Here is a 12,680-nt window from a genome sequence, read left to right as displayed (position 1 = left end):
GGTCGGTGTCTTGTCAAATTATTATGAATAAATAATTTTTAGTTTTGCCAGGAGCCGTATGCGAGGTCCGCACGTACGGTTCTGTGAGAGGAAAGAAGTCGGAAATTTATTACCGACTTTTACCTACTCGATTTATTAAATCATCTCCTTCGGAGCTGCATATTAATGACTTCAGAAGGAGATTTGGTCTCTTACTGAAGTTTTATTTTTGCAAGGGTAGTTAACGCCTACTTATAGACGTGGAAACTTTCCTTCTGAAATGTCATTAAAATAATTTATAAACGGTTATTTATTAGACATTTTTTTCATAAATTTAATATGAAGTATTTTGTGAGGTGAATGTATGGATAATAAATTTTATAAAACAAGAGAAGTTATTGCAAGTAAGTTAGATTTGCCAAGAGATATTTTATTAGGGTTACCCAAAATTACTATTTTGGCAAATAATGAAATTAATATAGAAAACCATAAAGGAATAGTAATATTTGAAGAAGAAGAAATAAAAATAAATTCTAACGTGGGGCCGATTTCGATATATGGAAAAAATTTTAAAATATTATTTATAGGGGGAAACACAATAACTTTAAGTGGTAATTTTAAATCAGTTGTGTATGAATGTCATGAATAATTTTAAAAAATATAAAAAAGGTATCGTCACAATGGAAATCCAATCATTAATTCCAGAAAAATTTATAAATTTATTATGGAAAAATGATGTTGTAGTAAAAAATATACGAAAGATTAATATAACAACTGTTATTTTAGATGTAAAACTAAGTAATTATGGTGAAATTAGTAAAGTTGCAAAAAGAACAGGTACTAGAGTTAAAATTGTAGGCCGAAGTGGAATGTCCTTTTTTATAATAAAATTAAGGAGTCGAGTTGCTCTTTTAGTTGGAATAATATTATTTGGTAGTATAATATATTATTTATCTACGTTTGTATGGAATATAGAAATTAATACAGAAAACTATATAAGTCCATATGAGCTTAGAAATCAAATTAAAGGATTTGGCGTAATGCCAGGAATTAGAAAGAAAAACGTAGATGTTTATGATATTGAAAGCAAAATCTTAAGAAGTAATGATGAAATAATGTGGGTAAAAGCAAGAATTGATGGTGTGAAGCTAAAAGTTGATGTAATAGAAAGGCAGTCTCCACCTATTATAGTTAGCAATAAAACCCCTTGTAATTTAATAGCGACTAAAGATGGTATAGTAGCTAGGGTATATACGACGGATGGTACAGCCATTGTGAAAGATGGCGACGCCGTGCAAAAGGGTGATATATTAGTTAATGGTGAGCAAGGCAAAGAAGGGAGTGTTTACCCTGTACATGCGAAAGGTGAAGTTATAGCAAGAACTTTTTATGAGCAGATTAAAGAAGTCCCAATAACCAAGGTAACAAGGGTGAAAACAGGGAACATTATTAGTAATTTTTACATTAAATTAGGAAATAAAAAAGTTTATCTTAAAAATAGCTTAAATCCATATAAAACTTATGATAAAATAGAAAATAACAATAAGTTTGTACACAAAGAAATCTATTATGAAGTTAAAGTAAAAAATATACCTGCGGATGTTACTAAAACAAAGTATGAAATATATTCTAACATTTTGAGAAAGTTAGATAAAAGTGTAAAGATAATAAACAAAATAGAAAGTGTAAAAAAAGAAAATGATAAGTATTCTATAAGAGTTTTGGTTCTTGCTGAAGAAAATATTGCAGGGGAGGCAGGTATAGTAGCCGAAAAAATTAGTGAATCTAAAAAAACAGTACAATGAAAAGCAGTATTATATTAAAACAGAAATAAAAATTGATATATGAATCTCTTGCAGAGCTGTTTCGCGACCCATGAGATGATTTAATTTACTTTAGAAGAAAAGGTGAGGTATGGGGGTATGAGAAATATTAGGGAACTTATAAAGTTCAAGAAGACAAAGCCGTATTTAATTTTTATAGTTACGACAATTATAATGTATTCAATTTTAGTAACAGCTTTAGTTCCTAAAAAGTACACTTTAAATGTTGGGGATATTGCAAAGGTAGATATAAAAGCTCCAAGAGAAGTTGAAAACGAACTCTCTACAAAAAATGATATAAAAAAGGCTGTAGAAGGTGTAGAAAAACAAACAATAAAAGTTCCCGTTAATGAAAAGGCTATAGAGAATATAGATAAGTTATTTTCTACAGTAAGTAAGTTAAATGCTGGTGATGTTAATAATGAAGACTCAGCTGGAAGAGTAGCATTAGAAAAGGAGAAAATAACATTACTAAAAAAAAGTAATCCGATTTCTAATTTTAGTTATGAAAACTATCAGTTTTTAATAAATTTAGAACTTAAACAAGCAAATGAATTAGAAAAATTTATTAAAAAAACAATGACGACAATTTATAATATAACTACAATTAATGAAAATAAGCCTGAAGAAATTGTTATGGCAAAGGGTATGATTGCAACAGCTTTTATAAACTCGAATTTTCCTAAGGATATAAGAGAAATAGGAATAGCCATTGCAAATGTAGAAGTTCGTCCTAATACAATATATGATAAGGCAAGTACGAATGTGGCAATTAAAGAAGCTGAAAAGAACGTTAAACCGGTTATTATTAAGAAAGATCAAATTATTGTAAAAGAGGGGGAACCAATAACATCTGAACAAATGTCATTACTTGAATCATTAGGGCTTCTAGACAATACAAATAATTTTGATTTGTCATTATACTTAAGTTTAGCGGCACTTGTTTGTTTTGTAGTTCTGATTCAATGGTTCTATTTATACAAGTACCATCCAGAAATTTATTATGATACAAAAAAATTAATTATGCTTAATATTCTTAGCATAATTGCGATATTGCTTGCAAGGGTTCTAGGCATAATTTCAATATTTGTAATTCCTCTAGCTTGCGTGCCTATGCTTATGTCCATTTTAAGTAATGATGAAGTATCCGTAGCCTTAAATATTCTTAATTGTATTTTGATTAGTGTTGCAGTTAATTTTAACTTTGAAATTACAATACTTGCTGTACTAAACTCTATTGCAGGAGTTATGTTACTTAAGAAAATGCAACAAAGAAATGATATATTATATTCATCTTTATACATTGCAATGGTGAATTTGGTTATGTATCTTTCAATGGGTTTTTTGCTTAGTAATAGCATAATGGAGGTATTAAAAAAAGCAGGACTGGTTTACATAGCAAGTCTATTAGCTGGAACACTTACTATAGGTTTTTTACCATTCTTTGAGAGCTTTTTTGATATAGTAACAACAGTAAAACTTTTGGAACTGTCGAATCCGAACCATCCTCTACTAAAGAGGCTACTATTAGAAGCACCAGGTAGTTATCATCATTCAGTACTTGTAGCTAATTTATCAGAGGTTGCAGCGGAAGTAGTTGGAGCAAATCCTGTTTTAACAAGGACTTGTGCATATTATCATGATATTGGCAAGATAAAGAGACCCTATTTCTTTAAAGAAAATCAATTAGGAAATGATAATCCACATGATAAAATAACTCCAAATTTAAGCACACTTATAATTATTTCTCATGTGAAGGATGGACTAGAGCTTGCAAAAGAATATAAAATACCTAAGGTCATTCAAGATGTGATAGTGCAACACCATGGCACAACTCTAGTTAAGTATTTTTATGTAACTATGAAAAATTCTAGTGAAAATCCAGATGAAATTAAAGAAGAAGATTTTAGATATAAGGGGCCTAATCCCGAAAGTAAAGAAGCGGCTATTATAATGCTTGCGGATGCAGTTGAAGCGGCCGTAAGATCAATTCCCAATTCTACTAAAGGTAAAATAGAGGAAATGGTTAATAATTTAATAAAAGCTAGGCTTAATGATGGACAATTGGATAATTGCGATTTAACTTTAAAAGATTTAGAAAAGATAAGAAAATCATTTCTAAAAGTGCTTTCAGGGATATATCATGACAGAATAGAATATCCACTAGACAAATGGGAAAATGGTAAGGCTATTGAGAATAAGGAGCAAATTAAAATAAACTAGAATAATAAAAAACTTAGTTTATGATTAAAAAGAACAAGTAAAGGAGTGAAAATAAGTATGATTTTAATTGATAATAGGCAAAATAAGATTGAAGTTACAAAGGAACTTGAAACCGTAATAAAAGATGTTATCGAGTATACACTTATTGAGGAAAAACTCTTTGTAGATAATGAAGTTAGTGTTATATTTATAGATAATGAAGAGATTAGGAAAATAAATAAAAAACATAGGGAAATAGATAAAATTACAGATGTGTTATCTTTCCCAATGTTAAACTATCCAGAGAACAAGGTTTTTAAAGAGGTGTATATAAATTATAAATTTGATCAAAGTGATTTATACGATGATAAGTTAGTAATTGGTGATGTTGCATTGTCACTTGAGAAATCAAAGGAGCAAAGCGAAGAATTTGGACATTCCTTCATTCGTGAATGTGCCTATCTAACAGTGCACTCAGTTTTGCATTTACTTGGATATGATCATATGGAGGAAACTCAAAAAAAAGTTATGAGAAAGAGGGAAGAAGAAATATTAAACAATTTTAGTTTAACCAGATAAATTACAATAGGGTTATGTTCGTGTGCCTTACTTTAGAGAATATCGTTAAAGGTGGTTAAGTATGAAAGTAAAGAAATTAGTTGATAGTTTTAATTATGCAATTGAAGGGATTATATACTCAATTCGTACACAAAGAAATATGAAAATACATATGTTAACTACTATATTAGTACTTACTGCCACGTTTTTTTTTGACTTATCAAAAATAGAACTTTTAATTATTACTATAACTATAACACTCGTAATAGTGGCTGAAATGATAAATACCGCAGTAGAATGTGCAATAGATGCCACAACAAATTTCTATCATCCACTAGCTAAAATTGCTAAAAATGTGGCGGCCGGAGCAGTGCTTGTAACTGCTATAAATTCAGTTTTAGTAGGTTATATAATATTTTGGGATAGAGTCACTCCATTTAATAAAACAGTAATGCTCAAAATAAAAAGATCTGATACTCACATGATTTTTTTTATACTTGTAATAGTGTGTATTGCAACTGTTGTAGTTAAAGCAATATATGGTGAAGGAACTCCACTTAGGGGAGGTATGCCGAGTGGTCATAGTACTATAGCGTTTTCAGTGGCAACAACTATAACATTATTAACTAATGAACCTTTAATTATGGTGTTATCCTATTTTATAGCTCTAATTGTTGCACAAAGTAGGGTTGATTCAGAAATTCATTCCGTCTTAGAAGTTGTGTTTGGTGGTATTTTTGGTACATTATTAACATTGTTACTATTTAAAATTTTAGGATGATAACTTTATTTATTGATAATGACAAGCAATCTAAATATAATAATATTGAAATACTAATATTTAGTGATATAATTATTATACATGATTTTTAGGTTAAGAATATTCATATTATATTAATGAAAAATGGAAAAATCATATAATTAATCAAATTAATAATATATTGTATGATCAGGTGTTTGTATAAAAGAAAATTTATTAAAGTAAGATAGAAATAGAAACTATTTACTTAAGATAAAATAAGGAGGATATATGTTTAAATCAGGATTCGTAACAATTATTGGAAGGCCTAATGTAGGAAAATCTACATTAATAAATTATATAATGGGGGAGAAATTATCAATTGTATCTAGTAGACCCCAAACTACAAGAAATAACATACAAACTATTTTAACAACCAAGGAATCTCAAATAATATTTGTAGATACTCCAGGTATGCATAAACCTAGGCATAAACTAGGAGAATATATGGTTAAGGTAGCAAAACAATCTGCCAGTGAAGTAGACGTTATATTATTTATAACTACACCTGGTGATGAAATTGAGATGGGTGATAAGCATATTCTTGAACAGTTTAGAGGGACTAAAATTCCAGTATTCTTATTAGTTAATAAGATAGACGAGAACACTCAAGAGAGAGTGGCTAAAACAGTTCAAGGATATTCTGAGTATTTTAACTTTAAAGAAATAATACCAATAGCTGCAATAAAAGGAAAAAATATCGATATAGTTACAAAACTTGTAGAGGAAAATATGCCAGAGGGTCCTTTATATTATCCAGAAGATATGATTACAGATCAACAAGAAAGATTTATTATTACTGAAATCATAAGAGAAAAAGCCCTAAAATTATTATCGCAAGAAGTGCCTCATGGAATAGCAGTAGAAATTATTTCTATGAAAAGAGATAAAAAAGAAATTTACAATATTGAAGTTAACTTATTTTGTGAAAAAGATTCTCATAAGGGTATAATAATCGGAAAAGGTGGAAAAACATTAAAGAAAATTTCTACTTATGCAAGGCAAGACATAATGAAATTATTAGGAGAAAACATACATTTGAGATTGTGGGTTAAGGTAAAGAAAGAATGGAGAGATACTTCAAGTATCTTGAAGGAACTTGGATATAAATAGGGGATGATCTTCTGTCGATTATAAAAACTAGAGCTATCGTCATTAAAACACAAGAGTTTAAAGAAAATGATAAGTTAGTCTGGTTATTTACTGAAGATTTTGGTAAAATAACAGCTATAGCAAAGGGTGCAAGGAAAAGTAAAAGTAGGTATATATCATCCACTTTACCTTGCTGTTATGGTGAATTTGTGCTTTTTAAAGGAAGAAATTTATATACAATAAATGAAGTTACAATTATAGATTCATTTCAGCAATTACTAAGGGATTTGGATACAATTACGTACGCATCATATTTTAATGAATTAATTGATATAACACTTGAGAATGATGAGGTTCATAAAGAACTCTTTAAAGACTTAGTTACTGCTTTTTATTTTATTAAAAATGATGTTATGGATATAGAGATTCTAGCAAGAGCATTTGAAATAAGAATTTTAAAAGCAACAGGGTATGAATTAAATTTTGATAAGTGCGTAAGATGTAGAAAAAAAATAACTATCTCGAATTATATAGATTTAGTATCTTATGGTCCAATATGCAGCGAGTGTGAAAAATTAAATAGTATATATATATCAAATCCCACATATAATACATTAAAATTCTTAAATAACTTTGGTATGGATAAAATTAATAGAATTATTGTATCTAAAACATCAAAGCTTGAATTATATAAAATTTTGTCGCTTATTATTTCTCAAAACTATACAAGAAAGCCAAAAAGTTTAGAAATGTTTGATTACTTAACAAAATTTTAAGGAGGATGATTTTAATGGAAGAAATTACACTTGAAAAAATTGATATTATTAAGGAACGAACAGGAGTCTCATATACTGATGCTAAGGAAGCACTAGAAGAATGTGATGGTAATGTAGTTGATGCTTTAATTTATATTGAAGCAAAAGAAAAAAAATCAGCTAAATTTAATATGGATGAAATGTATACTACTAAGGATGAGTTTTTAACATGGATAAAAGAGATAGCAAGAAAAGGCAATGTGACACGAATAAAAATTAAAAAAGATGATAAAGTTGTTATAGATATCCCTGTTAATGCTGGCATTGCAGTGGGCATAGTTGGATTATGTATACCTTATTTATTAGGTATAGGTATATTTGCAGCTGTAGTAACAAAGGTTACTATAGAAATAACTAAAGCAGATGGTAGTGTAGAAATAATTAATACTATAATTAAAAATACTGTTGATGACGTAGTAAACAAGATGAACGATATGGGTGAGGATGTAAAAGAAAAATACAATGAAACAAAAGATAGTTTTAGCAAAGGTAATAAAGATAACAAAGAGAATAAAGATAGCAATACTGACAATGTATACCAATATACTGTAAAGTTTGAAGAAAAAGATAAAGAAGAAGACAAAAAAGAAGATATAGAAAATGAAAATACTAAAGAAGAAGAATAACAATATAATAATTTTATTTTAGTTTTTTATTTTATAAAGCCAGCAGCTATTAGTTGCTGGCTTTATAAAAGTTGAAAATGTAATAATGATGACGAAAAAAGAGATTAAAAAGGCCTACATTCAAACTGAAAACGTGGTATAATGTTACAAATGGTATGTGAAATTTTAGCATATTATCAAAGGATGCAAACGTTTTGATTCAAATATATACCATTTTTGGGAATTGTAATGAGTTTCAATGGTGGTGATCGTTGCTAAGGGGGTATATTACAACCATTATCATATATTAATTATAATCGAAGGAGTTGTGTGCAAATGGAAAAGAAAAAGTACGTATATCATTTTAGTGAAGGTAACATTTCAATGAAAAATCTTTTGGGTGGAAAAGGTGCGAATCTTGCAGATATGACTAGTCTTGGAATTCCAGTTCCAAAGGGATTCACAGTTACTACTGAAGCTTGTAATAAATATTATGAAGATGGAAAGGTAATAACACCTGAAGTTATTAGTGAAATTTATGTTAAGATGACTGAACTAGAAAACCTTACAGGTAAGAAATTTGGAAGTTTAGAAAACCCATTACTTGTATCAGTTAGATCTGGAGCAAGAGCATCGATGCCCGGTATGATGGATACAATTTTAAACCTGGGATTAAATGATAAAACTGTTGAAGTTATGGCAAAGCTAACGAATAATCCGAGATTTGCTTATGATTCTTACAGAAGATTTATTCAAATGTTTGCTGATGTTGTTATGGACGTTGAAAAAAGAAATTTTGAAAATATGATGGACAAGATAAAAGAAGAAAAAGGTGTAAAATTCGATACAGAATTAGATGCGAATGATCTTAAAAAACTAGTAATACAATTTAAAGAATTTTATAAAGAAGAAAAAGGCGTAGAATTTCCAAGTGATCCAAAGATACAATTAATAGAGGCTATATCCGCAGTATTTAGATCTTGGGACAATCCTCGTGCTAATGTATATAGAAGACTTAATGATATTCCAGGGGACTGGGGAACAGCTGTAAGCGTTCAAGAAATGGTGTTTGGTAATAAAGGTGAAACATCAGGGACAGGTGTTGCTTTCTCGAGAAACCCATCTACTGGAGAAAAAGGAATATTTGCGGAATACTTAATGAATGCTCAAGGTGAAGACGTTGTTGCAGGAATAAGAACACCAAAAGATATATCACAACTTGCAAAAGATATGCCAAAAGTATATGAACAGTTTATGACTATTGTTAATACTCTTGAGAAACATAATAAAGATATGCAAGATATGGAATTTACAATTGAAGATAAAAAATTATTCTTTTTGCAAACAAGAAGTGGTAAGAGAACTGCGCAAGCAGCACTCAAAATTGCAGTAGAACTTGTTGAAGAAGGAATGCTAACAAAGAAAGAAGCTTTAATGAAAGTTGATCCAAAACAATTGGATACATTACTTCATCCTAATTTTGATATAGTTGCATTAAAGGAAGCTACGATAATAGCTAAAGGATTGCCAGCATCTCCTGGAGCTGCATGTGGAAAAGTTTACTTTACTGCTGAGGAGGCAAAAATCAGACATGAGGCTGGGGAATCGGTTATTCTAGTAAGGCTTGAGACCTCACCAGAGGACATTGAAGGCATGGTTGCTGCAGAAGGTATATTAACAGTAAGAGGTGGCATGACGTCTCATGCGGCAGTTGTTGCAAGAGGAATGGGAACATGCTGCGTTGCTGGTTGTTCTGAATTAAAAGTAAACGAAGAATCTAAAAGTTTCCAAATTGGACAAACAGTGTATCATGAAGGTGATTTTATTTCTATGGATGGAAGTACAGGAAATGTATATGCTGGAGTAATTAAAACAGTTGAGCCTGAGATCAATGGATACTTTGAAATATTTATGGGATGGGCAGATGAAGTAAGAAGTCTTAAAGTTAGAGCGAATGCTGATACTCCAAAAGATACTGCTCAAGCTGTGAAATACGGAGCTGAGGGCGTAGGTTTATGTAGAACAGAGCATATGTTTTTTGACTCTGATAGGATTATGCTAATAAGAGAAATGATTGTTGCTAAAGATGAGGCATCAAGAAGAGTGGCATTAGATAAATTATTACCAATTCAAAGAGGTGACTTTGTAGGAATATATGAAGAACTTAAGGAAAAACCAGCTACAATAAGATTTTTAGATCCACCACTACATGAATTTTTACCACATGCTGATGAAGATATAAAAAATTTAGCAAAAGATATGGGAATAACTTTTAAGGAGTTAAAGGCTACAGTTGAATCATTGCATGAAGTTAATCCAATGATGGGACATAGAGGATGTAGACTTGCAGTATCATATCCAGAAATAGCAGAGATGCAAACTAGGGCTGTTATTGAAGCAGCTATAGATGTTAAGACTAGAAAAGGATATAATATTGTTCCAGAAATAATGATTCCTTTAGTTGGAGACGTTAAGGAATTAAAATTTGTTAAAGATATAGTAGTAAGAGTAGCTGATCAAATAATAGCGCAATCGGGCATTGATTTGAAATATATGGTTGGTACAATGATTGAAATACCAAGAGCAGCACTTACAGCTGATTTAATAGCAAAAGAAGCAGAGTTCTTCTCATTTGGAACAAATGATTTGACTCAAATGACTTTTGGTTTTTCGAGAGATGATGCAGCCAATTTCTTAAAACATTATTATGAAAAGAAAGTTTATGAATTTGATCCATTCCAAAAATTAGATCAAGTAGGAGTAGGTAAACTTATTAAAATGGCAGCTGACCTTGGACGTGAGACTAGACCAAATATAAAACTCGGAATATGTGGAGAACACGGTGGAGATCCATCATCAGTTGAATTCTGCCACAATGTTGGACTTAATTATGTATCATGTTCACCATTTAGAGTTCCAGTTGCAAGACTTGCAGCTGCTCAAGCAGAGATAAATAATCCAAGAAAAAAATAGTATTAAAAGAGGGTATTGTAACTTGATTTCAAGTGCAATACCCTTTTTTTATTATTATATAATAGTACAAAGCCTCAATTAAATCATCTCCTGGGTCGCTGAAATATTAACAACTTTGGAAGCGGATTTAGACTGCTACCAAAGCAATTTTACTAGGCTAGAGAATTGCCACTTATAAAAGATGGCAGACTTGAAGCTTTCAAAATGTTGTTAAACTTGTTATAATAAAAGATATGACTTATTATTAAATATAGTAGATGGATATGATAATATAACAGTAAATAAGAGGTGAAGAAATTGACATATACATATAAATGTAATAAATGTAATAATGAATTCACCATTGAAAAAGGTATGAATGAGGATATAGAGATTAAATGTGAATGTGGGAATACAGACGTTAGAAGAATATATAGCGTACCTAAATTCAAGATTAACTGCAGTGGTTTTTGTGGAAAAATAAACAAGTAGATGCTAAAATGACTTTCTCAATTATAATAACACCGTTAATAAATTTATTAACGGTGTTATTATATATGGTAAAAATATTACAGGAGAGAATACTTCAGCGACCAAGGAGATGCTTTATTTATAGTTTAAATCCTATATTAAATTTATTTTCAATATAGGATTTAAACTTTTGAACAAAGTCTAATTGATAGTCGTTTTTATTAGTTGCATTATTTAGTAAATTTAAAAAGGCTTTTTTATTACACTTATTAATGTTACCATAATAATCTCTTGATATTTTCCAATACCTTTGTGGAAAAGCTAAATAAACAAGAATATATTTATAATCATCCAAGGTTAAAGGTAGAATTTTATCATATAATTGTAGAAAACTTATGGCGAGTTCTAAATCCCATTTTGTATTGTCTCTTTTAAGTAGCCTTCTTAATGAATATGAAATGTCATGCGCGCAATAGTCATTTCTGCACTTGTCAAAATCAATTACCCATATTTCATTATTAGTGTCAAAAATAATGTTTTTGTTAACATAATCGAGGTGACACAATGATTTTGTAAGATTATTAAGATTTAAATCATAAGCAATGTTTGCAGAACACTTAGCAAGCTTACTACTTGTTTCAAAATATTCAAGATATAATTTTGAAAAGGCATCATTGTATTTATAAGCTAAATTAGAAAAATTAAGAAGGCTTTCGTAGTGTTTATATATGGAAGGTCCCAAAGGACTATAGTCTTCTTTTGAGGAACTACCACATATAGGTTTAAAATTAATACTTACTCTATGCATATTTGCTAGATTCGTACTGCATACTAATATATGATCGATATTATCGTAATCACATTTTATACCATTAATCCAGGGCGTGAGTATAAATAACATATTGTTGTAATTAACAAATCTACTGTTATTTTTTGTTTTCAGGATTCGTGGTACATGAATATTGTTTCTATATAACCATTCTATTGCTGAGTACACAAATAATAAATCTTTAATAGAGTAATAAACTTTTTTAAGACAATAACATTTTTCAAGGTATTCTACTTTATATACAGCTCTTTGTTTATCAGTATCTTTAAATTTAATTTGTGTGATATCTGCGTTAGATAAGTCATATTGAGGTAGAATGTTCTTTTTTACATTTTCTCCGGATAACAAATTTATGTTATTAATTTTTTTAGCTGTAGATTGCATCTTAACACTCCTAAAAATTATTATATTATTAGAATATTAATAAAATATAAATAATATACGTTTAACGTAAAAAAAGGGAAATTAATTTAAGTTGTAGAATACTAACTAGTATGACTTTAAATTAAAATTAAACTTGATAGACTTTATTTAAGATACCTAAATAAGAAATAA

The 12,680-nt window shown here is 29.5% G+C and carries 11 protein-coding genes; 10 read left to right on the top strand and 1 reads right to left on the bottom strand.

Features of this window, described 5'->3' with window-relative positions; all coding sequences use genetic code 11:
• Nucleotides 1–343 precede the first annotated feature (343 nt).
• The 10 genes from yqfC (at nucleotide 344) to KPL37_RS05080 (ending at nucleotide 11,317) form a co-directional block, all read left to right on the top strand.
• Nucleotides 344–628 carry a sporulation protein YqfC gene (gene yqfC, locus KPL37_RS05125; RefSeq protein WP_216146333.1) on the top strand — a complete coding sequence of 95 codons (285 nt, stop codon included), beginning with the start codon at nucleotides 344–346 and terminating at the stop codon, nucleotides 626–628.
• Entirely contained in the window at nucleotides 621–1,784 is a 1,164-nt protein-coding gene (yqfD, locus tag KPL37_RS05120) for a sporulation protein YqfD (RefSeq protein WP_216146332.1), read from the top strand. Before yqfC ends, yqfD begins: the two co-directional genes overlap by 8 nt.
• A gap of 117 nt (nucleotides 1,785–1,901) precedes the next feature.
• The gene (locus KPL37_RS05115) at nucleotides 1,902–4,025 is read left to right on the top strand and encodes an HD family phosphohydrolase (RefSeq protein WP_216146331.1); all 2,124 of its coding nucleotides are present in this window, start codon (nucleotides 1,902–1,904) and stop codon (nucleotides 4,023–4,025) included.
• 57 nt (nucleotides 4,026–4,082) lie between these two features.
• Nucleotides 4,083–4,583: an rRNA maturation RNase YbeY gene (gene ybeY, locus KPL37_RS05110; protein ID WP_216146330.1), complete on the top strand. Its 501-nt coding sequence runs from the start codon at nucleotides 4,083–4,085 to the stop codon at nucleotides 4,581–4,583.
• Nucleotides 4,584–4,644: 61 nt separating this feature from the next.
• Nucleotides 4,645–5,343 carry a diacylglycerol kinase gene (locus KPL37_RS05105; RefSeq protein WP_216146329.1) on the top strand — a complete coding sequence of 233 codons (699 nt, stop codon included), beginning with the start codon at nucleotides 4,645–4,647 and terminating at the stop codon, nucleotides 5,341–5,343.
• A gap of 249 nt (nucleotides 5,344–5,592) precedes the next feature.
• Complete coding sequence (era, locus tag KPL37_RS05100) at nucleotides 5,593–6,474, top strand: GTPase Era (protein WP_216146328.1); 882 nt, start codon at nucleotides 5,593–5,595, stop codon at nucleotides 6,472–6,474.
• Nucleotides 6,471–7,229, top strand: coding sequence for a DNA repair protein RecO (recO, locus tag KPL37_RS05095; RefSeq protein WP_216146344.1), 759 nt, complete (start codon nucleotides 6,471–6,473; stop codon nucleotides 7,227–7,229). The genes era and recO overlap by 4 nt, the downstream gene beginning before the upstream one ends.
• A 14-nt stretch (nucleotides 7,230–7,243) precedes the next feature.
• Nucleotides 7,244–7,894, top strand: coding sequence for a DUF4342 domain-containing protein (locus KPL37_RS05090; RefSeq protein ID WP_216146327.1), 651 nt, complete (start codon nucleotides 7,244–7,246; stop codon nucleotides 7,892–7,894).
• Between the two features lie 315 nt (nucleotides 7,895–8,209).
• Nucleotides 8,210–10,846 carry a pyruvate, phosphate dikinase gene (gene ppdK, locus KPL37_RS05085; RefSeq protein WP_216146326.1) on the top strand — a complete coding sequence of 879 codons (2,637 nt, stop codon included), beginning with the start codon at nucleotides 8,210–8,212 and terminating at the stop codon, nucleotides 10,844–10,846.
• A 297-nt stretch (nucleotides 10,847–11,143) separates the two neighbouring features.
• Nucleotides 11,144–11,317 carry an FmdB family zinc ribbon protein gene (locus tag KPL37_RS05080; RefSeq protein ID WP_216146325.1) on the top strand — a complete coding sequence of 58 codons (174 nt, stop codon included), beginning with the start codon at nucleotides 11,144–11,146 and terminating at the stop codon, nucleotides 11,315–11,317.
• 118 nt (nucleotides 11,318–11,435) lie between these two features.
• On the opposite strand, the gene KPL37_RS05075 is transcribed toward KPL37_RS05080, so the two are convergent.
• Nucleotides 11,436–12,509: a CotS family spore coat protein gene (locus tag KPL37_RS05075; RefSeq protein WP_216146324.1), complete on the bottom strand. Its 1,074-nt coding sequence runs from the start codon at nucleotides 12,507–12,509 to the stop codon at nucleotides 11,436–11,438.
• Nucleotides 12,510–12,680: the final 171 nt, after the last annotated feature.

Origin of the sequence: Clostridium frigoris (assembly GCF_018861865.1) — a bacterium.
Lineage (GTDB): Bacteria > Bacillota > Clostridia > Clostridiales > Clostridiaceae > Clostridium_AD > Clostridium_AD frigoris.
The sequence above is the reverse complement of the archived record's forward strand: the minus strand, read 5'-3'. Positions and strand labels throughout refer to the sequence as shown.

Coding starts and splice junctions, on each gene's coding strand:
- yqfC (WP_216146333.1), top strand. CDS start 344: ATGGATAATAAATTTTATAAAACAAGAGAAGTTATTGCAAGTAAGTTA.
- yqfD (WP_216146332.1), top strand. CDS start 621: ATGAATAATTTTAAAAAATATAAAAAAGGTATCGTCACAATGGAAATC.
- KPL37_RS05115 (WP_216146331.1), top strand. CDS start 1,902: ATGAGAAATATTAGGGAACTTATAAAGTTCAAGAAGACAAAGCCGTAT.
- ybeY (WP_216146330.1), top strand. CDS start 4,083: ATGATTTTAATTGATAATAGGCAAAATAAGATTGAAGTTACAAAGGAA.
- KPL37_RS05105 (WP_216146329.1), top strand. CDS start 4,645: ATGAAAGTAAAGAAATTAGTTGATAGTTTTAATTATGCAATTGAAGGG.
- era (WP_216146328.1), top strand. CDS start 5,593: ATGTTTAAATCAGGATTCGTAACAATTATTGGAAGGCCTAATGTAGGA.
- KPL37_RS05090 (WP_216146327.1), top strand. CDS start 7,244: ATGGAAGAAATTACACTTGAAAAAATTGATATTATTAAGGAACGAACA.
- ppdK (WP_216146326.1), top strand. CDS start 8,210: ATGGAAAAGAAAAAGTACGTATATCATTTTAGTGAAGGTAACATTTCA.
- KPL37_RS05075 (WP_216146324.1), bottom strand. CDS start 12,509: ATGCAATCTACAGCTAAAAAAATTAATAACATAAATTTGTTATCCGGA.